A 17,407-nucleotide genomic window follows, 5' to 3' on the forward strand; every position below is an offset into this window, starting at 1 on the left:
CCCGTCACCCGGAAGGAACCGGACGATGACCACCGATTTTTCGCCGCGCCTGTTCGAGCGCGATTCCGACATCCGCGCGCTCGGCGAGGGTCTGCTCGCCTGCGCGCTGCCGCGCGAGGCGTGGACGCACGAGGCGCATCTCGCCGCCTGCCTGTGGCTGCTGACCGAGCGCCCGGACATCGATATCGATGCCGAGATCGCCGGGCTGATCCGCCGTTTCAACGAGAGCGTCGGCGGAGTGAACGACGACCGGAACGGCTATCACGACAGCATCACCCGCGCCTATGTCGCGGGGGTGCGGTTGTTCCTGTCCGAGGCAACCGAAACCGGGCTGGCCGCGCGCGTCAACGCGCTGCTGCTGTCGCCGATGGGAGCGCGCGACTGGCCGCTGCGCTTCTACAGCCGCGAGCTGCTGTTCTCGGTCGCGGCGCGGCGCGGGTATGTCGAACCCGATCTTTTCCCGCTGCCGTTGTGAAGAAAAGGCGGGTCCCCGATCAAGTCGGGGATGACGGAGATTTGGAGCGAAAACGGTTCTATCTCCGTCACCCCGGGCTTGACCCGGGGCCTGCCTTGCCTTTGTCTCCCTCGAATGGAGCGCCAACCTTGCGTCTACATCCTCGCCCGATCATCGCATGGGACGCTTTACACAGGCGTGACGTCGAACCTCCTCCGGCGCATCCATCAACACCGTGAAGGCGTCTTCGACGGCCACACGAAGCGTTACGAAATCAAACGCCTCGTCTGGTTCGAGCGACATGAGACGATGGATTCCGCGATCCTGCGCGAGAAGCAGGTCAAACGCTGGCTGCGCGAATGGAAATATGACCTGATCAATGCGCAGAATCCGACATGGCGCGATCTTGCCGAGGATTTCGGCTTCGACCCGTTGCCATTGGGACAAAGAAAGGCGGGCCCCGGGTCAAGCCCGGGGTGACGTTGGTCAGGCGTTCCCGCCTGCGATATATTCGTCGACATTCTTCGCGAGCACGTCGAGCGGGACGTTGCCGCCTTCGACCACCACATTGTCGAAATCGCGCAGGTCGTATTTCGCCCCCAGCGCCGCCTGCGCGCGGCCGCGCTGGCGGACGATCTCGCTGTGGCCGACCTTGTAGCCGCACGCCTGGCCCGCCCAGCTGCAATAGCGGTCGACCTCGCTGGACACTTCGAGCGGGTTCGACCCGTTGCGTTCGACGAAGAAGCGGACGCCTTCCTCGCGCGTCCAGCGCTTCGCATGGAGCCCGGTGTCGACGACGAGGCGGCAGGCGCGGAACGCCAGCGACTGGAGATAGCCGAGCCGCCCGACCTCGAAATCGTCGTAGAGGCCGAGCTCGTCGGCGAGCTGCTCGGCATAGAGCGCCCAGCCCTCCGAATAGGCGTTGAAGGCGAGCATCGAGCGGATCAGCGGCATCTGGTTCGCATATTCGCCCTGCCAGACATGCCCCGGAATCGCCTCGTGCATCGCGAGGTCGGGGAGCGAATATTTGCTGTGGAGGTCGGTGGTGCGCAGGTTGATCCAGAATTTGCCGGGAATGCTGCCGTCGATCGACCCGGCGCCGCCATAGGCCGCGGGCGCGCCGGGTTCCTCGGCCAGAGGGAGCCGCTTCACCTCGACATTGCCCTTCACCAGCGTGCGGAAGGCGCGCGGCAATTCGGCGCGGATTTTGCCGAGCCAGGTCTGGATATAGGTCTTGATCTCCTCGCGCCCCTTGTCGCCTTCGGGGAATTTGTAGCGCGGGTCCTGCGCGAGCGCGTTCATCCGCGCGCCGACCGGGCCCTCGCTGTAACCGAGCTTCTTGAGGATCGGGTCCATCCGCCCGTGAAGCTCGGCGAGCTGGTCGAGCCCCATCTGGTGGACCTCGTCGGGGGTCATGCGGGTGGTGGTCGAGGCGCGCAGCCCCCAGGCATACCATTGGTCGCCGCCGGGCCGCGCCCATAGCCCTGCGTCCATCGTCGCTTTCGGCCGCTGTGCGCGCATTTCGGCGATCTGGCGTTCGAGCGCTGGGACGACCGCGCCCTTGACGATCCGCTCGGCGCGCGGCCCCCAGTCGCCGGCGATGGTCTGTTTGACCGTGCGCTGGACGAGGCTGTCGACCAGCCCGCCGCCTGCGCGCGCGTCGGCAAGGCTCGCGTCCATCTGCTTCAGGGCGGCGTCGATCAGGAAGGCGGGGGCGATCAGCCCCTGCGCGCCCGCCGCCTTCAGCCGCTCGGTCTCGCCGTCGAGTGCGGCGGGATAGGCGTTGAGGCGCGCGAGGTAAGCCTCGGCATCGGCGGCACTCCGCACCGGATGATCGCTGTCGAGAAATCGCGGCACGTCGAGATAGGCGCCGACATTCTGGATCACGACATAGGGCGTGTTGCGCCAGCCGCCGACCGCGACGTCGCCATAGGGAAGCGCGAAGCCCTCGAGCGCGACGCTGTAGGCGCTGTCGACCACCGCGAGGCTGGTGCGCGCCTGATGATCGAGCCCGCTGGTGTCGGCGGTGCGCACCCGCGCGAGGTCGGCTTTCAGGGTCGCGGCGAGCGCGGCCACCCCGGCGGGCGAGCGGTCGGACAATTGCCCGCGCATCCTGGCGCGCTCGCCGGTGTCGATGCCGAGCGCGGTCGCGCCTTCGGGGCCGTGAGCGAGGAGATTGTCGGCGATCGAGGACAGCAGCGCCGATGCAGGGGGTGCGGCGGGCGCGGCTTCCGCCGCGGCAGCGGGGACGCGAGCGGCAATGGCGAGGCCCGCGGTGCCGGTGCCCAGCGCAGCGAGCGTCTGGCGGCGGCTGACGGGGGTGGAAAATCTGTCGGACATGCGGCGGCTCCCTCGCGACCCTGGTTTCGGTTGAAACCGGTTCTGGAGGGTGGGCGCGCAGCGGTCAATGGTAGCAAAGCCCCTCCCCGTCAGGAGTGCCAGGTAAACCGTCCGGGGGACGGTTTACCTGGCACTGGGTTGGGGCGGGGTCTCGAAACGTTGCGCAAGGCCGATGGACCCCACCCGCTGCGACTAGGGAGCAAAGCTCCCAAGTCTCGCTGCCCTCCCCTGAAGGGGAGGATTGATCCTAGTCCGTCAGGTCGGCCGGCACCTTGCCGCCGTTGGCCGCGAGCTCGCGCATCACCGCCTTGTGCAGCCAGATGTTCATCTCGGCGCTGCCGTTGAGTTCGCCGGTATAGCCGAGCTCCTGCGCCAGTTCCTTGCGGTTCTGGAGGCTGGGGTCGATTTCGAGCAGCTTCATCAGGTCGACGATCGACGTGCGCCAGTTGAGCGGCTGGGTCGCATAGGCGTTCTGCGCGGTCAGGATAGCCTCGACATCGACCTCGCTGATCGCGGCCGGCGCGGCGGGGACGGGCTGCGGCGCGGCCGGGGCGGCAGTCGTCGCGGGGGCGGCGGCGGGCTCGGCGGCCGCGGCCTTCTTGCCGAAAATCGCATCCTTGATCTTGCCGAAAATGCTCATGATTGGGACTCCCACTTTCTTCGTGCGGCCGGTTCGGAACATGCATGGCCGCAGACTGCATCGTGGCGCCGGGGGATGACAGGAGAATGAACGGACTCGTCCTCCCCCCGCGCGCTGCTATAACAACCCGCATCGGCGCATTTCGATCCGCGCCATCAGACGGAGGCATCCATGAATCTGACCGACATTCTCCAGCAGGCCGGCGGCATCGAATCGATGGCGAAGGAATTGGGCGTTTCGCCTGGCGTCGCGCAGCAGGGCGCCGACGCGCTGCTCCCCGCGATCCTCGGCGGATTCAAGAAGCAGGCGCAGGGCGGGGGGCTCGAAGGACTCGGCGGTCTGATCGGCCAGCTCGGCGGTGGCGGGCTGCTCGACTCGGTGCTCGGATCACAGCCGACCCCGGTCGGGCAGGGCAATGAGGTGCTCGGCCAGATCTTCGGCTCGAAGGACGTCAGCCGCACCGTCGCGGGCGATGCGGCGGCGAAGACCGGCCTCGACGCCGGGCTGCTCAAGCAGATGCTGCCGATGCTCGCGATGATGGTCGCGGGCTATATGGCGAAGCAGGGCGGTGAGGGCGGCGGCGGCGGGCTGGGCGGCCTCGGCGGCATCCTCGGCAATGTGCTCGGCGGCGCGGTCGGCGGCGGTACCGCGCCTTCGGCCGGCGGGCTCGCGGGCAGCCTGGGCGGCCTCGGCAAGCTCATCGACATGGACGGCGACGGCAACCCGCTCGACGATATCCTCGGCATGGCGGGGAAGCTGCGGGGGTAACCCCCGTTAGGCCCTCCCCTTCAGGGGAGGGCAGCGAAACTTGGCGGCGTGCCGCCTGGTTGCAGCGGGTGGGGTCCATCGGCCTTGCGCAAAGGTTCGAGACCCCACCCCAACCCCTCCCCTGAAGGGGAGGGGCTTATCGATCGATCACGCGGCCTGCAGTCGCCATTCGTCGCGAAGGGTGTCGGGCCATCGCGCGGCGCCGAGCATGGCGACGGGCCCTTCGTCGCCGTCGCCATCATTGCCCGGCGCCGCGATATCGCGGGCATATTCGACCGTCGGCGCGGCCCGGCCGCGGCCGAGGCTGCCGCGCAGCGGACGCCGCCCGGTCGGCCGGAAGCCGAGCTTGCGCAGCACCGCGCCCGAGGCCGGATTGTCGGCGAAATGCGAGGCGACCAGCCGGCCGATGCCGAGCGTGCGGGCAAGGTCGATCATGTGCCGCCCCGCCTCGGTCGCATAGCCGAGCCCCCAGAAAGGCCGCGCGACCCAATAGCCGAGCTCGACCTCGCCGCTCTCCGTCTGGTCCATCCCGACGCCGCCGATCAGGCGCGGCGCGCTCGCGGTGCGCTGGATCATCAGGAAGCGGCTCGGGTGGCCCTCGGTCCAGGTCGACAGAAAGGCGCGGGCGTCGTCCTCGCGATAGGGCCAGGGCGCGCGCGACAGGTTGCGCACGATCGCTTCGTCGCCGATCGCGCGCGCAAGTGCGGAGGCGTCTTCGTGCCAGCCGGGCCGCAGCAAGAGTCTTTCGGTACGCGCAAACATTTTCGTCACTCCCATTTGCCGGTCGCCGTGGCGCCAGATGGTGACGCTTTGACGACAGTCGATATGCGAGGGAGATGATCGGCCCCATTTTCGCGCCCGAAGCCGAAGCGGCGGATTTCGGGCAAGAAAAAAGGGAGTCCGGGGGCGACCCGTCTCCCTCTTTTCGAACCTGGTTTCCGCGCTGGGCGGAAAGGGCGGCTCCGGGTCGTCCCTGGTGGACGACCTCGGTAAAGTCGTCCCTTATTCGGCGGCGTCTGCCATACAGTCGACCGACACATATTTGCGGCCAAGCTTGCCGTCGTGGAATCGGACGCGGCCGTCGGCGGTGGCGAACAGCGTGTGGTCCTTGCCCATGCCGACATTGACGCCCGGATAGACGCGGGTGCCGCGCTGGCGCACGATAATGTTGCCGCCGATCACGTCCTGACCGCCGAACTTCTTCACGCCAAGGCGGCGGCCGGCTGAGTCGCGACCGTTGCGCGAAGAACCGCCTGCTTTCTTATGTGCCATGACTGATGCTCCTTAATCTCTTGGGCCGAGCCGCGGGTTCGCGCTCAGGCGTCCTTCTTGGGGGCCGCCTTCTTGGCAGCGGGCTTCTTGGCGGGCGCGGCCTTCTCGGCAGCGGCTTCCTTCTTCGGAGCGGCCGCCTTCTTGGGCGCGGCTTCCTTCGCGGGCGCAGCCTTGGCCTCGGTCGCCGGGGCGGCCTCTTCCTTCTTGGGGGCTGCTTCCTTCTTCGGCGCCGCCTTCTTGGCGTCGCCGACGGCGAGGATGCGCAGCAGCGTCAGCGACTGGCGGTGACCGTTGCGGCGGCGATAATTGTGCCGGCGGCGCTTCTTGAAGACGATGACCTTTTCGCCGCGCGTCTGGGCGATGATCTCGGCCGAAACGGCCAGACCCTTGGCGTCCTTCATCTCGCCGCCGTCGCCGGCCAGCAGGACGTCGCCCAGCGACACGGTGTCGCCTGCTTCACCCTCGATCTTCTCGACGGCGATCTTGTCTCCAGCGGCGACGCGATACTGCTTGCCGCCCGTGCGCACGATTGCGAACATGGTCTTCCATCCAATCAGAAACTAAAACACCCGCGCTGCCAGTCACCCGCCGAAGCAGGCGATTTTTCCGGCATGCGGGAAAGTCAGCGCCACTAGCGAGCCGGGGCGGTGCTGTCAACCGCATATTTCCGCGTTTTTCGGGGTTTCGGCCGCCCCTTGCCGGCCGGCGCGCGTCCTTCCCCCGATTCGGCTTGCCGCCCGGCGCCGCGGCCCATATCAGGAGCGGCGATGACGCGCATCTCCCATCTTCTCCCCGCGGCGATCGCGGCCTCGCTGTCGCTGTCGGCCTGCGCCGCCGCTCAGGAAAGCCATGCCCCCTCGCTCGCCAAGCGCCCGGTCGAGGGGCGATTCGACGTCGCGCCGCCCGCAGTCGTCGTGACGCCGCCGGGGCCGCTGCCGACCGACCTCGCGGGGCGGCTCGCGCGCTGGGAATCGGACGCGGTCCAGGCGCAGCAGGCGTTCGCCGCCGAGCGCAACATCACCGCGCCGCTCGTGGCGTCGGCCGCCGGCTCGGCGGTGTCGAGCGAGCCATGGGTGGTCGCGCAGCAGGCGATCTCGCGGCTGATCGCGACGCGCGCGCCGCTCACCGGCGCGCTCGCCGACATCGACCGCCTCTATGTCGACCGCAGCATCGAGGAGGCGATCGACGGCCTGCCCGACATCTATGCGCTGCGCGACCGGCTCAGCGAAATGGTATCGGCGCAGGACGCGGTGATCGGCGCGCTCGAGGCGCAGCTGCCGGAATAGGGCTGATCTACCTGAATCGTCACCCTGAACTTGTTTCAGGGTCCATGGCCGGACCTCTCGATAAGCGCGGCGCTTGAAGCGGAGTGCGGGCCATGGATGCTGAAACAAGTTCAGCATGACGAGGGAACAAGAGGTAGCCTACTGGTTCAACCCGTGCTTCTTCAGCGCGTGGCGGATTTGATCATAGCTGAGCCCGAGCGCTTCGGCCGCGACCTTCTGGTTGTAGCGGCAGCGCGCCATCGTATCGGCCAATATCTGCCGCTCATAGCCGTCGACCGCGGCGCGCAGGTCGCTGACCGGGCCGGAAGGCGGCGCGGCGGGGCCGGACGAGGATTCGGGTACGGCGACGGGCGTCGCGCCGTCTTTCGCCGCGGGCCGATGAACCGGCTGCCACGGGCTCGCGAAGGGATCGAAGCTCAGCGCGTCGACCGGCCTTTCGGGGTCGGGCCAGCGATAGATGGCGCGCTCGATCACGTTCCTGAGCTCGCGGACATTGCCCGGCCAGTCGTGGCCCTCCATCTGCGCGAGCGCGCGCGGGCCGAAACCGGGCCATTCCTCCCAGCCGAGCACCGCCGCCATGCGCTGGCCGAAATATGTGGCGAGCACCTCGATATCGCCTTCGCGCGCGCGCAGGGGGGGGAGGGTGATGACCTCGAACGACAGCCGGTCGAGCAGGTCGGCGCGAAAGCGGTTCTCCTCGACCAGTGCGGGGAGATGCTCGTTGGTCGCCGCAACGATCCGCACGTCGACGCGGATCGGGCGCGACGATCCGACGCGCGTCACCTCGCCATATTCGACCGCGCGCAACAGGCGCTCCTGCGCGCCCATCGACATGGTCGCGAGCTCGTCGAGGAACAGCGTCCCGCCGTCGGCCTCCTCGAAGCGTCCGGCGCGGCTGCGCGTCGCGCCGGTGAAGGCGCCCGCCTCGTGCCCGAACAGCTCCGATTCGATCAGCGTCTCGGGCATCGCGGCGCAGTTCATGATCAGATAGGGCTTGTCCCAGCGCGCCGACAGGCGGTGGAGGCGCTCGGCGATCAGTTCCTTGCCGGTGCCGCGCTCGCCGATCACCAGCACCGGCCGGTCGAGCGCCGCGGCCTGGCTCGCGCGTTCGACCGCGTCCTGAAAGGTCGCCGACTGGCCGATGAACTGCGTTTCGCGCTCCATTCCCAATCATTGGCGATATTTCCCGCTGATTGGCAAGTTAAATCCGCGTCGAACCCAAGTCCAGTGTGAATCCCGCGCGCTTTTCCGCCACATGGGCCAATTGGCACACCCCCTGCATAGAGGAAAGGGAACCGGCACCAATCGGGCCGGAGCAGCAAGAACAGGGAAGGTTGACCCATGAAAACGATGTTTGCCCAGGCCGCCACTTTCGCGCTCAGCGCGGCGGGAGCGCTGGCCATCCTCATCGGCGTGATCGACCAGCCCCAGATCGCCGTCAGCGCCGCCGGACACCCCGTCGGCGTGCTGGCGGTGACCGCTGCATCATCCCCGGCGGTCAGTCCCTTGGCCTGACCGGCTCTGGTGCCGGGGCACTCTCCCCCCTTGCCCCGCCCCGGCACCAGCATTCATTCAAGGTCTCAAAAGTTTCGACAGGAGTTAGTAGCATGGGTATTTTTTCACGGACCCGCGACATCATCGCCGCCAACGTCACCGATCTGCTCGACCGCGCGGAGGATCCCGAAAAGATGATCCGCCAGATCATCTTCGAGATGAACGAGACGCTGGTCGAGGTCCGCGCGTCGGCCGCCCGCACCATCGCGGACCAGAAGGAAATGCGCCGCCACATCGCCAAGCTGGAAGGGCTGCAGGACAGCTGGAAGGAAAAGGCCGAACTCGCGCTGTCGAAGGATCGCGAAGACCTCGCCACCGCGGCGCTGGTCGAGAAGCAGAAGGCCGGCGACATGGCCGAGCGGCTGAAGAGCGAGATTGCGGTTCTCGACGATGCGCTGAAGGGCTATGAAGCCGATATCGCCAAGCTGCAGAAGAAGCTCAGCGAAGCGCGGGCGCGCCAGTCGAGCGTCGTCAACCGCCTCGAAAGCGCCGAGAATCGCTACAAGCTGCGCGAGATGACCAACGGCGACCGCGTCGAGGATGCCTTCTCGCGCTTCGAGATCCTCGAACGCCGCGTCGACGAGGCCGAAGGCCGTGCCGACGCGCTGGGCCTGGGCTATAAAAAGTCGCTCGACGAGGAAATCGCCGAACTGCAGGCCGCCGACAAGGTTGCCGACGAGCTCGCCGCGCTGAAGGCCGCGCAGGGCAAGAAATAAGGAGCCGGACCGATGGATTTCGACTTCGTCATCCCGGTGCTCGTCGTTGGCATTCTCTTCCTCGGTCTTCCCTGGCTGATCCTCCACTATGTCACCAAGTGGAAACAGGCCAAGACGCTGACCGGAGAGGATGAGCAGCTGCTCGACGAACTTTACGATACGGCTCGAAGGCTCGAGAATCGTCTTCATACCGTGGAACGCATCATCAGCGCCGACCATCCCGACTTCCGCCCCGCGGTACGCAGCGATGAGGACCTGGCGCAACTCGAGAACAACAGCATGAGCCGGAGGAACTGAAGATGTCTGCCAGCCGCACCAAATTCTATCTCGACAAGCAGAACGCCAAATGGCTCGGCGTCTGCTCGGGTCTGGCGGATTATATGGGGATCGACGTCCTCTGGATCCGCGTGGGCATGGTCCTCGGCACGTTGATGGGCTCGGGCTTTCCGCTTCTCGCCTATATCGTGATCGGGATCATGGGAACGCCCAAGCCTTTCGCGCTCTATGGCTCGAACGAGGAGGCGCGATTCTGGCAGGGCGTGCGCTCGAACCCCAGCGCCTCGGCGCGCGACATCCGCTCGCGCTTCCGCGACATCGACCGCCGCATCGCCGACATCGAGCAATATTACACCAGCCACAACCGCCGCCTCGCCGATGAGATCGACGCGCTGCGCTGAGCGGAAAACGGGCAACAGGGAGACAAGATATGAGCATCGGCGGCCCCGCCTTCGTCCTCGCGATCATCGCCATGTCGATGGTCGGATGGATGGTGACGACCTGGATGCGCGCCAAGCACGGCTATCCGGTCGAGAATGAATGGGGCGGCACGGTTCATCGAACCGCCCCCGACGCTGATCGAAAAATCGCGCTGCTCGAAGGCGACAATGCCAAGCTGGCCGACAAGATCACACGGCTCGAAGACCGGATTTCGGTGCTCGAGCGGATCGCGACCGACGCGAACGGTGGGGCGGCCCAGCTCGCCGACCAGATCGACCGGCTGCGCTGAGAGGAAAGAGAAGATCATGAATCTCGATATTTTATATGCCCTGGCCCCCGTCGCCGCGATCATCGGCGTCAGCGCGGTCGGCGGCTGGGTGCTGACGACCTGGATGCGGATCAAGAACGGCTACCCGCTCGACGGCGCCTGGGGCCAGGCGATCTATCCCAAGACCAGCGACGAGACGATCGAACGCGTCAAGCTGATCAGCCAGGAAAACGCCCAGCTTCGCGCCGAGCTCGGTTCGGTCAAGGATCGCCTCGCGGTGATCGAGCGCATCGTCACCGACGAGAGCCACCGGGTGGCGAGCGAGATCGAGGCGCTGCGGCGCCCGGCGAACTGAACGAAAGGAGCGCGCCCGTGGACAGCTGGGTTCAATTCTTCCTCATCGTCGTCGGTCTGCCCGTCGTGCTCGGCATCGGCAGCGACATGTTCCGCCGCCATCTGAAATTCAAGGAACGGCAACTGACCGCGATGTCGCACGAAACGGCGGAAAAGGCCGCGCAATATGCGGCGCAGACCGAACGGCTGGAGGAACGCGTCCGCGTCCTCGAACGCATCGTCACCGACAAGGGCGTCGATGTCGCCGACGAAATCGAAAAGCTGCGCGACGCGCCGCTCAACTGAACAACGACAAGAATCAGGCGAAAGGATCCTTCCCATGAACCCCTTTGAAATGGTCATCGGCATCGTCCTCATCGTGACGATCGGGAGCATCATCCGCGCGAAATACGGCGTGCGGCGCGACCATCGCGGCGGCGAGTATTTCGTGGCCCAGGACAATGCCGAGACCAAGGCGTTGCAGGCCGAGATTCGCGCGCTCAAGGAGCGCATCCAGGTTCTCGAACGCATCGCCACCGACCACAACCGCGCCGCCAGCCTCGACGAAGAGATCGAGAAGCTGCGCGACCGGTCCCTCCCGTAACGCGACGAAGAAGGAGCCGACCCATGGCCGCCATAACGTCCGAGATTAGCACCCATCTGATCACCGCCGCGATCGCGCTCAGCGCCCTGACCATCATCAGCCTGGTCGCGCTGCGCGGCTGGCGCGACTGGATCCAGCTCAAGCGCGAGGAACTCGCGGCGGGCCATACCCCCGCGCAGGATGCGACCGTGCCGCACGCCGGATCGCGGATCGAGATCGCCGATCTGAAGGAACGGCTGCGCAAGCTGGAAGCGATCGCCGCGGGGGTGGATCTCTAAACCCGTCGCCCCCGCGAAGGCGGGGGCCGCAGGCCGCCTTGCGCGGCGACGTCGGAATAAGCCCGACAGCGGCCCCCGCCTTCGCGGGGGCGACGATGGAAGGAGGCGACGCTATCCCTTCCCACCACCCCTCAAATCTGCCACTGCCGCGCCCATGCGCAGCCTCTCCGACATCTTCGACGAATATGACTTCCTCGACGGCGACGATCGCTATCGCCTGCTGATCGAACTCGGGCGTGAGCTGGAGCCGATGCCCAATGCGCTCAAAACCGACGCGACGCTGGTGCGCGGCTGCTCGGCGAGCGTCTGGGTCTATCCGGTGCCGCGGGGCGACGACCGCCTCCACTTCCTCGCCGACAGCAACGCCGCGATCACCAAGGGCATCGTCGCACTCGTCCTCGCCGCGGTGCAGGATCAGCCCGCGTCCGATGTCGCCGGCATGGATATCGCCGCCGCGCTCGCTCCCTTCGACCTGACGCGCCAGCTCTCGTCGAACCGCACCCAGGGCGTCCCCAACATGATCGCGCTGGTCCAGGACACGGCGCGCAGGATCGCTGCAGGCTGAGCATGGTTTCGCGGTGGGAGCATCGCTGGTGACGGCTTTCCGGTTTTTTTTTTGGCACTTTGTGATCCCCGGCTTTCACCGGGGATCACGTAGGATAGGATTGCAATCGGTCGAAAACTGCCAACAGAAAAGGGCGCGGGAGTTGCCTCCCGCGCCCTGATCTTTTCCGGCGATGCCGCGGCTTAGAAGCCGACGATGATCGAACCGATGAAGGTGCGCGGCGCACCGATCTGCACGAAGGGCGCCGAATTGGTCGCCAGCTGTCCGTCGAAACCGCCGACATAGAGCTTGTCGAACAGGTTGGAGACGTTGAACTGGAAGTAGGTCTTGTCGCCAAGGCCCGCCCATTCGAGGCCGACGCGCGCGTCGAGGTCGACCAGCGTATAGGCCGGCGTCTTGGCGCCATAGACATCCACGCCGCCGATGGTCAGCGGCAGATTCTGGTCGTTCACGTAACGCGGGCCGGTCCGCTTGACCTGCGCACCGAGCTGGATCGGACCGAGGTCGCCCTGCACGCGGGCGCCGAAGGTATAGACCGGCGCACCCGATTCACGCTTGCCGGCGGTCGGCGCATAGATCGGGTCGCCGTTGCCGTCGATGCCGTTCAGCACGTCGTCCTTGATCTTCGACTTCAGATACGAACCGAAGGCATAGATCGAGAACTCGGGGATCGGACGATAGGAGATGCTGCCGTCGATGCCATATTTGTCGACGCGGCCGAGGTTGCGATAGACGTTGCGCTCGGTCTCGGGGTCGAACGACGAGGCGAGACGATCGTTGAAGATCGTGTACCACAGCCCGACCTGCGCCTGCACCTGGCTGCTGCTGTAGCGCAGGCCCGCGTCGAAGTTGTCGGTCGTTTCCGGGGCCGGGTTGGCCGATTCCGTGTCCGCCGGGAAGTAGAAGGCATTGTAGAGGTTGTCGGTGCCCGGGACCTGCACGCCCTTCGAATAGTTGGCGAAGATGCTGAGCGCGTCGGTCAGGTCATAGGTCAGGCCGACGTTCGGCGTGAACTTGTTATACTTGCGCACGCGGCGCTGCGGGCCCTGCGTATCGAAGGTCACGCCCGCGACCGTCTGGGTCGGGTTGGCCGCCAACCAGGCTTCCAGGCCGGCGGTGTTGGTGCCGAAGCATTCGACGAAGCCCGTCACGCTCGAGGTGGCGCAATTGTTGGTCAGGTCGCGCTTGAACATCTTGTACGCGCCGCCGACCTCGATGGTCAGCGCGCCGAACTCGCCGCGATACTGGCCGCCGAACATGTTCAGCATGGCGATCGACTTGCGGTCGCGCTTCTGCAGGACATGGCCGTCGACGTCGGCCAGCGGGTCGTTGACCGGGAAGACGTCGATCGGCGAACCGTCGAGCTTCAGGAAGCCCGTCTGGCCGGTCTGGCGGTGGCTGGCGCGATCGTAGCTGTAGAAGATGCGGAAGGTGTTGCTCTCGTCGAACTCGTAGCGCAGGCCGGCGATCACGCCGATGCGGTCGGTCTGCGTCTGGCTGGGCGCGAGCACGCGGACGGTGTCGAGGATGTCGCCGTCACCGTTGAGATCGCGGCCATAATAGGGCGAGCCCGAGATATAGCCGGTCTGCAGCGAGACGCCTGCGCCCGGATCGACGTCGCGGAAGCCTTCGTTGCCGGTCGCCGTGCCGCCGCCGTTCGCCTTCACATATTGATAGCTCGGGTCGATCGTCAGCACGAGGCCGTCCGACAGGGTGAAGCGCGAGTTGACGCGGATGTTGCCGGTGTTCGACGGGTTGAAGCGTTCGTCGAAGGTCGAGCCGCAGCTGTTGGCCGTGTCGCGGACGCCGGGGGTCGCCACGGTGTTGATCTGGCAGCGCGCGATCCCATAGTCGCGTTCGTCCTTGGTCTGCGGGAAGCCGCTCGGGACGTCGCGGTCGTTGCGCAGGCCGACCGAACCGAAGAAGTTGTTGCGGTTCTGGTTATAGTGGCCCGAGATCGCGACGAAGTCGCCATTGTCGCCGATCGGCTGATACAGCTTGGCGTTATACTGCTGCTTGTTGATCTGGCCCTTGTGCGACGGGACGCCCGGCAGGTCGACGTTGCCGAACACCGTGTCGTTGGTCGCGCTGCTGGCCGAGAAGAAGGCGCGCGTGCCCCAGGGGGTGAAGACGCCGGTGTCGACCATGCCGAAGACGCGGAAGAAGTCGAAGTCGCCGGCCGAGCCGACCAGCTTGACGCCGAATTCCTCGCCCGGGTTGCGGGTGCGGTAGTTGACCGTCGAGCCCGAAGCCGCGGCGGTCGGGCTGTCGACGTCGGTCGAGCCGAGGTTGACGTTGACCTGCTCGATCAGCTCGGGGTCGAGCTGCTGGTTCGAATAAAGCGCATAGTTGCCCGAGTCGTTGAGCGGGATGCCGTCGAACGTCTGGTTGATGCGGGTGTTGTCGAAGCCGCGGATCGACATCTTGCCGCCGGCCGAGCCGAAGGGGTCGTTGTTCTGGAAGCTGACGCCGGGGAGCTGGTTGATGATGTCGTTGACGGTCTGGCCCGGCGCCTGGTGCGCGATGAATTCCTGGGTCAGGACGGCCTTCGCCTTGGTCGTGTCGGGCGCGATGACGCCGCCGACGCCCTGGTTCGAGCGCGAACCGGTGACGACGATTTCATTGTCGAAATCCTGCGAACCCGTCGACTGGGCAAAGGCAGGCGTGGAAAGCAGCGCGACCGGAATCAGCGCGACGCTGGCGGCAAGCGTGTGACGAAATTTCATGACAGGATGTCCCCTTGGTGGTTGGCTGTCGGCCGTAGCGTGCAACAGGCACGCGATAACCTGGCCGGGCCCCTGACGCCCCTCTATGGCATGATTGTGACAGTGCAACCCCGCAGCCGCCCTCAGCTGCGAAGGGGGTCGCGGAAAACCAAGGTTTTTCTGTTACAACAGAAACTTGCCCATCGCGGTTCGAGGGCTTTTTTTCGGTAACTGTTGCTGCAATGCAACATCGTCCGGCGACGACTCGGACAGCGCGGCGCGGCGCGTCCATTCGGTGCCCGGGCGAAGACGCGCCGCCGGCACCGGGCGCGCCGGTGCCCGCTGCAGGTCAGGCGGCGTCGCCCGCTTCCTTCGCCTTGTCGGCATAGACGCGAACCGGCTGCTTGCGGCCCTCGACGACATCCTTGTCGACGACGATCTCGACCACGTCGGTCAGGTCGGGCAGGTCGAACATGGTGTCGAGCAGGATCGCCTCGACGATCGAGCGCAGCCCGCGCGCGCCGGTCTTGCGTTCGATCGCCTTCTTGGCGACCGCGACAAGCGCATCGTCGGTGAAGGTCAGCGCGACCTCCTCGAGGTCGAACAGCTTCCTGTACTGCTTGACCAGCGCATTCTTGGGCTCGCCCAAAATCTTGACCAGCGCGTCGACATCGAGGTCCTCGAGCGTCGCGATGACGGGGAGGCGGCCGACGAATTCGGGGATCAGGCCGAACTTGAGGAGATCCTCGGGCTCGATCTGCTTCAGCACCTCGCCGGCGCGGCGCTCGTCGGGGCCGGCAACATGCGCGCCGAAGCCGATCGACTTGCCCTGCAGGCGGTCGCCGATGATCTTTTCGAGGCCGGCGAAGGCGCCGCCCGCGATGAAGAGGATGTTCGTCGTGTCGACCTGCAGGAATTCCTGTTGCGGATGCTTGCGCCCGCCCTGCGGCGGGACGCTCGCGGTCGTGCCTTCCATCAGCTTCAGCAGCGCCTGCTGCACGCCCTCGCCCGACACGTCGCGGGTGATCGAGGGATTTTCGGCCTTGCGGCTGATCTTGTCGATCTCGTCGATATAGACGATGCCGCGCTGCGCCTTTTCGACATTGTAGTCGGAGGATTGCAGCAGCTTGAGGATGATGTTCTCGACATCCTCGCCGACATAGCCCGCCTCGGTCAGCGTCGTCGCGTCGGCCATGGTGAAGGGCACGTCGAGGAAGCGCGCGAGCGTCTGCGCGAGCAGCGTCTTGCCGCTGCCGGTCGGGCCGACGAGCAGGATGTTCGACTTCGCCAGCTCGACATCGTCGCCGCGGCCGCTGTTCGCGAGGCGCTTGTAATGATTGTGCACCGCGACAGACAACACGCGCTTCGCGGTGTTCTGGCCGATCACATAGGCGTCGAGATGCTGGCAGATCTCCAGCGGCGTCGGCACCGCGCCGTCCTTGCGCGCGGCGACCCCGCCCTTGATCTCTTCGCGGATGATGTCGTTGCAGAGCTCGACGCATTCGTCGCAGATGAACACGGTCGGCCCGGCAATCAGCTTGCGGACTTCGTGCTGCGACTTGCCGCAGAAGGAGCAGTAGAGTGTGCTCTTGCTGTCCGAGCCGCTCAATTTCGTCATAAATCTTCCTTTGGCCGGCGCCAGAAAGGGCACCGCCGCCTATATCCTAGCCCCCGTCCACCCAATTACAATATGGCAATTGGGTGACACGGAGACAATGTTTCGCCTAGCGCCAAGGCGTGGGGCAGACGTCAAGAAACGCGGTTACCGCGATCTTGCCGCGCCCGCGTTCAGGGCGTCGGGCCTTCGCCCTTCTCGCCCGCCGCCTCGGCGTCGGGCATGCCCGGGCGGCGGTCGAACACCTGGTCGACGATGCCGAATTCCTTGGCTTCGTCGGCCTCGAGGAAGGTGTCGCGGTCCATCGCCTTCTCGATCTCTTTCAGCGACTTGCCGGTATATTTGACATAGAGGTCGTTCATCCGCTTGCGGATGCGCAGGATTTCCTTGGCCTGGATCTCGATGTCCGACGCCATGCCGCGCGCACCGCCCGACGGCTGGTGCACCATCACGCGCGCGTTCGACAGCGCGACGCGCATGCCGGGCTCGCCCGCGGCGAGGAGGAAGCTGCCCATCGACGCCGCCTGGCCGATGCACACCGTGCCGACGCGCGGGCGGATATATTGCATCGTGTCGTGGATCGCCATGCCCGCCGTGACGACCCCGCCCGGCGAGTTGATGTACATATAAATGTCCTTCTTCGGGTTTTCCGATTCGAGGAACAGAAGCTGGGCGACGATCAGCGAGGCCATCTGGTCCTCGACCTCGCCGGTGACGAAGACGATCCGTTCGCGCAGCAGGCGGGAGAAGATGTCGAAGCTGCGTTCGCCGCGGCTCGTCTGTTCGACGACGACGGGAACAAGGGCGGCGAGCGGGTCGATCATGCGGATTTCGTCCTTATTTATCCGGGTCGCCGCGCCGAGGACCGGCCGGCTGCCCCACCGCGTTCTACATCGGCGGCAAGGCGACGGGTTTCAAGGGGGCAAATCGGCCCGAATGGTTCAAGAGGCGGATCGTTGACCTTCGCTTCCGGGCAGGGGGCGATGAAGGGGACGACCCGCGACATTTTTTTCAAAGTTCGGGAAAGTTCACGGCGCGTCTTATCGCGGCCTGGGTCCGGGATCCGGTGGCCAACGGCGGCGCGGCAATTCCAAAGTTCAGGAAAGTTCAGCCTATTGCATTCCCCCGATGTCGGCCTCGCGGTGCGCTGAATGCTCCGAGTACGCCTCGCCATGGCCGCCCCAGTAAGCTGGGCCGCTCCACCGACTGAAACAGTCGGGTGAAGGCTGGCACAGCCGGATAATGTAGGAAAGACCTATTTGAAGGCGATGTCTGCTATGGGGTGGATTTGA

23 protein-coding genes are annotated in these 17,407 nt (G+C 65.9%); 14 read left to right on the forward strand and 9 right to left on the reverse strand.

The window, feature by feature from the left end; translation table 11 throughout:
• The first annotated feature begins 25 nt into the window (after positions 1 to 25).
• Together CD928_RS17715 and CD928_RS17720 are read left to right on the forward strand one after the other, a co-directional pair.
• Positions 26 to 475 carry a hypothetical protein gene (locus CD928_RS17715; RefSeq protein ID WP_095388419.1) on the forward strand — a complete coding sequence of 150 codons (450 nt, stop codon included), beginning with the start codon at positions 26 to 28 and terminating at the stop codon, positions 473 to 475.
• Between the two features lie 30 nt (positions 476 to 505).
• The gene (locus CD928_RS17720; RefSeq protein WP_369679313.1) at positions 506 to 934 is read left to right on the forward strand and encodes a GIY-YIG nuclease family protein; all 429 of its coding nucleotides are present in this window, start codon (positions 506 to 508) and stop codon (positions 932 to 934) included.
• 6 nt (positions 935 to 940) lie between these two features.
• Here the strand turns inward: CD928_RS17720 and CD928_RS17725 are convergent, their stop codons facing one another.
• Both CD928_RS17725 and CD928_RS17730 read right to left on the reverse strand, forming a co-directional pair.
• Complete coding sequence (locus CD928_RS17725; RefSeq protein WP_095388421.1) at positions 941 to 2,794, reverse strand: DUF885 family protein; 1,854 nt, start codon at positions 2,792 to 2,794, stop codon at positions 941 to 943.
• Between the two features lie 247 nt (positions 2,795 to 3,041).
• Complete coding sequence (locus CD928_RS17730; protein ID WP_095388422.1) at positions 3,042 to 3,434, reverse strand: DUF3597 domain-containing protein; 393 nt, start codon at positions 3,432 to 3,434, stop codon at positions 3,042 to 3,044.
• 171 nt (positions 3,435 to 3,605) lie between these two features.
• Between CD928_RS17730 and CD928_RS17735 the strand changes: the two genes are divergently transcribed.
• On the forward strand, positions 3,606 to 4,202 hold the full coding sequence (locus CD928_RS17735; RefSeq protein WP_095388423.1) for a DUF937 domain-containing protein: 597 nt from the start codon (positions 3,606 to 3,608) through the stop codon (positions 4,200 to 4,202).
• 147 nt (positions 4,203 to 4,349) lie between these two features.
• Here the strand turns inward: CD928_RS17735 and CD928_RS17740 are convergent, their stop codons facing one another.
• The 3 genes from CD928_RS17740 to rplU form a co-directional block, all read right to left on the reverse strand.
• Positions 4,350 to 4,964 (reverse strand): GNAT family N-acetyltransferase, encoded by a 615-nt coding sequence (locus CD928_RS17740; RefSeq protein ID WP_095388424.1) that lies wholly within the window; start codon positions 4,962 to 4,964, stop codon positions 4,350 to 4,352.
• A gap of 240 nt (positions 4,965 to 5,204) precedes the next feature.
• Positions 5,205 to 5,474 (reverse strand): 50S ribosomal protein L27, encoded by a 270-nt coding sequence (gene rpmA / locus CD928_RS17745; protein WP_095388425.1) that lies wholly within the window; start codon positions 5,472 to 5,474, stop codon positions 5,205 to 5,207.
• 44 nt (positions 5,475 to 5,518) lie between these two features.
• Positions 5,519 to 6,013, reverse strand: coding sequence for a 50S ribosomal protein L21 (gene rplU, locus CD928_RS17750; protein WP_095388426.1), 495 nt, complete (start codon positions 6,011 to 6,013; stop codon positions 5,519 to 5,521).
• 228 nt (positions 6,014 to 6,241) lie between these two features.
• Between rplU and CD928_RS17755 the strand changes: the two genes are divergently transcribed.
• Complete coding sequence (locus CD928_RS17755) at positions 6,242 to 6,760, forward strand: hypothetical protein (RefSeq protein ID WP_095388427.1); 519 nt, start codon at positions 6,242 to 6,244, stop codon at positions 6,758 to 6,760.
• 138 nt (positions 6,761 to 6,898) lie between these two features.
• Here CD928_RS17755 and pspF read toward each other — a convergent pair whose 3' ends face one another.
• Complete coding sequence (gene pspF / locus CD928_RS17760; RefSeq protein WP_095388428.1) at positions 6,899 to 7,924, reverse strand: phage shock protein operon transcriptional activator; 1,026 nt, start codon at positions 7,922 to 7,924, stop codon at positions 6,899 to 6,901.
• Positions 7,925 to 8,101: 177 nt separating this feature from the next.
• Here pspF and CD928_RS23475 point away from each other — a divergent pair, with 177 nt between their 5' ends.
• The 10 genes from CD928_RS23475 to CD928_RS17805 all read left to right on the forward strand — a co-directional run bounded on the left by CD928_RS23475 (position 8,102) and on the right by CD928_RS17805 (position 11,795).
• Positions 8,102 to 8,275 carry a hypothetical protein gene (locus CD928_RS23475; protein WP_176473626.1) on the forward strand — a complete coding sequence of 58 codons (174 nt, stop codon included), beginning with the start codon at positions 8,102 to 8,104 and terminating at the stop codon, positions 8,273 to 8,275.
• 92 nt (positions 8,276 to 8,367) lie between these two features.
• The gene (pspA, locus tag CD928_RS17765) at positions 8,368 to 9,030 is read left to right on the forward strand and encodes a phage shock protein PspA (protein ID WP_095388429.1); all 663 of its coding nucleotides are present in this window, start codon (positions 8,368 to 8,370) and stop codon (positions 9,028 to 9,030) included.
• Between the two features lie 12 nt (positions 9,031 to 9,042).
• Positions 9,043 to 9,327: an envelope stress response membrane protein PspB gene (gene pspB / locus CD928_RS17770; protein WP_095388430.1), complete on the forward strand. Its 285-nt coding sequence runs from the start codon at positions 9,043 to 9,045 to the stop codon at positions 9,325 to 9,327.
• 2 nt (positions 9,328 to 9,329) lie between these two features.
• Positions 9,330 to 9,707 (forward strand): envelope stress response membrane protein PspC, encoded by a 378-nt coding sequence (gene pspC, locus CD928_RS17775; protein WP_095388431.1) that lies wholly within the window; start codon positions 9,330 to 9,332, stop codon positions 9,705 to 9,707.
• 29 nt (positions 9,708 to 9,736) lie between these two features.
• Positions 9,737 to 10,036, forward strand: coding sequence for a hypothetical protein (locus tag CD928_RS17780; RefSeq protein WP_095388432.1), 300 nt, complete (start codon positions 9,737 to 9,739; stop codon positions 10,034 to 10,036).
• Positions 10,037 to 10,052: 16 nt separating this feature from the next.
• Positions 10,053 to 10,370 (forward strand): hypothetical protein, encoded by a 318-nt coding sequence (locus tag CD928_RS17785; protein ID WP_095388433.1) that lies wholly within the window; start codon positions 10,053 to 10,055, stop codon positions 10,368 to 10,370.
• 17 nt (positions 10,371 to 10,387) lie between these two features.
• Positions 10,388 to 10,654: a hypothetical protein gene (locus CD928_RS17790; RefSeq protein ID WP_095388434.1), complete on the forward strand. Its 267-nt coding sequence runs from the start codon at positions 10,388 to 10,390 to the stop codon at positions 10,652 to 10,654.
• 34 nt (positions 10,655 to 10,688) lie between these two features.
• Positions 10,689 to 10,952 carry a hypothetical protein gene (locus CD928_RS17795; protein ID WP_095388435.1) on the forward strand — a complete coding sequence of 88 codons (264 nt, stop codon included), beginning with the start codon at positions 10,689 to 10,691 and terminating at the stop codon, positions 10,950 to 10,952.
• Between the two features lie 23 nt (positions 10,953 to 10,975).
• A complete protein-coding gene (locus CD928_RS17800) occupies positions 10,976 to 11,230 on the forward strand; it encodes a hypothetical protein (protein WP_095388436.1) in 255 nt (84 codons plus the stop codon).
• Positions 11,231 to 11,384: 154 nt separating this feature from the next.
• The gene (locus CD928_RS17805; protein WP_095388437.1) at positions 11,385 to 11,795 is read left to right on the forward strand and encodes a SufE family protein; all 411 of its coding nucleotides are present in this window, start codon (positions 11,385 to 11,387) and stop codon (positions 11,793 to 11,795) included.
• A 182-nt stretch (positions 11,796 to 11,977) separates the two neighbouring features.
• Here the strand turns inward: CD928_RS17805 and CD928_RS17810 are convergent, their stop codons facing one another.
• From CD928_RS17810 to clpP, 3 genes are all read right to left on the reverse strand, one after another.
• On the reverse strand, positions 11,978 to 14,521 hold the full coding sequence (locus tag CD928_RS17810; protein WP_095388438.1) for a TonB-dependent receptor: 2,544 nt from the start codon (positions 14,519 to 14,521) through the stop codon (positions 11,978 to 11,980).
• A 328-nt stretch (positions 14,522 to 14,849) separates the two neighbouring features.
• On the reverse strand, positions 14,850 to 16,118 hold the full coding sequence (clpX, locus tag CD928_RS17815) for an ATP-dependent Clp protease ATP-binding subunit ClpX (RefSeq protein ID WP_095388439.1): 1,269 nt from the start codon (positions 16,116 to 16,118) through the stop codon (positions 14,850 to 14,852).
• Positions 16,119 to 16,288: 170 nt separating this feature from the next.
• Positions 16,289 to 16,939 (reverse strand): ATP-dependent Clp endopeptidase proteolytic subunit ClpP, encoded by a 651-nt coding sequence (gene clpP / locus CD928_RS17820; protein WP_095388440.1) that lies wholly within the window; start codon positions 16,937 to 16,939, stop codon positions 16,289 to 16,291.
• Between the last annotated feature and the right edge of the window lie 468 nt (positions 16,940 to 17,407).

Origin of the sequence: Sphingopyxis sp. GW247-27LB (assembly GCF_002277025.1) — a bacterium.
GTDB lineage: Bacteria > Pseudomonadota > Alphaproteobacteria > Sphingomonadales > Sphingomonadaceae > Sphingopyxis.

Excerpts from the sequence above, each read along its gene's own strand:
- CD928_RS17715 (WP_095388419.1), top strand. The coding sequence starts at position 26 with ATGACCACCGATTTTTCGCCGCGCCTGTTCGAGCGCGATTCCGACATC.
- CD928_RS17720 (WP_369679313.1), top strand. The coding sequence starts at position 506 with ATGACGGAGATTTGGAGCGAAAACGGTTCTATCTCCGTCACCCCGGGC.
- CD928_RS17725 (WP_095388421.1), bottom strand. The coding sequence starts at position 2,794 with ATGTCCGACAGATTTTCCACCCCCGTCAGCCGCCGCCAGACGCTCGCT.
- CD928_RS17730 (WP_095388422.1), bottom strand. The coding sequence starts at position 3,434 with ATGAGCATTTTCGGCAAGATCAAGGATGCGATTTTCGGCAAGAAGGCC.
- CD928_RS17735 (WP_095388423.1), top strand. The coding sequence starts at position 3,606 with ATGAATCTGACCGACATTCTCCAGCAGGCCGGCGGCATCGAATCGATG.
- CD928_RS17740 (WP_095388424.1), bottom strand. The coding sequence starts at position 4,964 with ATGTTTGCGCGTACCGAAAGACTCTTGCTGCGGCCCGGCTGGCACGAA.
- rpmA (WP_095388425.1), bottom strand. The coding sequence starts at position 5,474 with ATGGCACATAAGAAAGCAGGCGGTTCTTCGCGCAACGGTCGCGACTCA.
- rplU (WP_095388426.1), bottom strand. The coding sequence starts at position 6,013 with ATGTTCGCAATCGTGCGCACGGGCGGCAAGCAGTATCGCGTCGCCGCT.
- CD928_RS17755 (WP_095388427.1), top strand. The coding sequence starts at position 6,242 with ATGACGCGCATCTCCCATCTTCTCCCCGCGGCGATCGCGGCCTCGCTG.
- pspF (WP_095388428.1), bottom strand. The coding sequence starts at position 7,924 with ATGGAGCGCGAAACGCAGTTCATCGGCCAGTCGGCGACCTTTCAGGAC.
- CD928_RS23475 (WP_176473626.1), top strand. The coding sequence starts at position 8,102 with ATGAAAACGATGTTTGCCCAGGCCGCCACTTTCGCGCTCAGCGCGGCG.
- pspA (WP_095388429.1), top strand. The coding sequence starts at position 8,368 with ATGGGTATTTTTTCACGGACCCGCGACATCATCGCCGCCAACGTCACC.
- pspB (WP_095388430.1), top strand. The coding sequence starts at position 9,043 with ATGGATTTCGACTTCGTCATCCCGGTGCTCGTCGTTGGCATTCTCTTC.
- pspC (WP_095388431.1), top strand. The coding sequence starts at position 9,330 with ATGTCTGCCAGCCGCACCAAATTCTATCTCGACAAGCAGAACGCCAAA.
- CD928_RS17780 (WP_095388432.1), top strand. The coding sequence starts at position 9,737 with ATGAGCATCGGCGGCCCCGCCTTCGTCCTCGCGATCATCGCCATGTCG.
- CD928_RS17785 (WP_095388433.1), top strand. The coding sequence starts at position 10,053 with ATGAATCTCGATATTTTATATGCCCTGGCCCCCGTCGCCGCGATCATC.
- CD928_RS17795 (WP_095388435.1), top strand. The coding sequence starts at position 10,689 with ATGAACCCCTTTGAAATGGTCATCGGCATCGTCCTCATCGTGACGATC.
- CD928_RS17800 (WP_095388436.1), top strand. The coding sequence starts at position 10,976 with ATGGCCGCCATAACGTCCGAGATTAGCACCCATCTGATCACCGCCGCG.
- CD928_RS17805 (WP_095388437.1), top strand. The coding sequence starts at position 11,385 with ATGCGCAGCCTCTCCGACATCTTCGACGAATATGACTTCCTCGACGGC.
- CD928_RS17810 (WP_095388438.1), bottom strand. The coding sequence starts at position 14,521 with ATGAAATTTCGTCACACGCTTGCCGCCAGCGTCGCGCTGATTCCGGTC.
- clpX (WP_095388439.1), bottom strand. The coding sequence starts at position 16,118 with ATGACGAAATTGAGCGGCTCGGACAGCAAGAGCACACTCTACTGCTCC.
- clpP (WP_095388440.1), bottom strand. The coding sequence starts at position 16,939 with ATGATCGACCCGCTCGCCGCCCTTGTTCCCGTCGTCGTCGAACAGACG.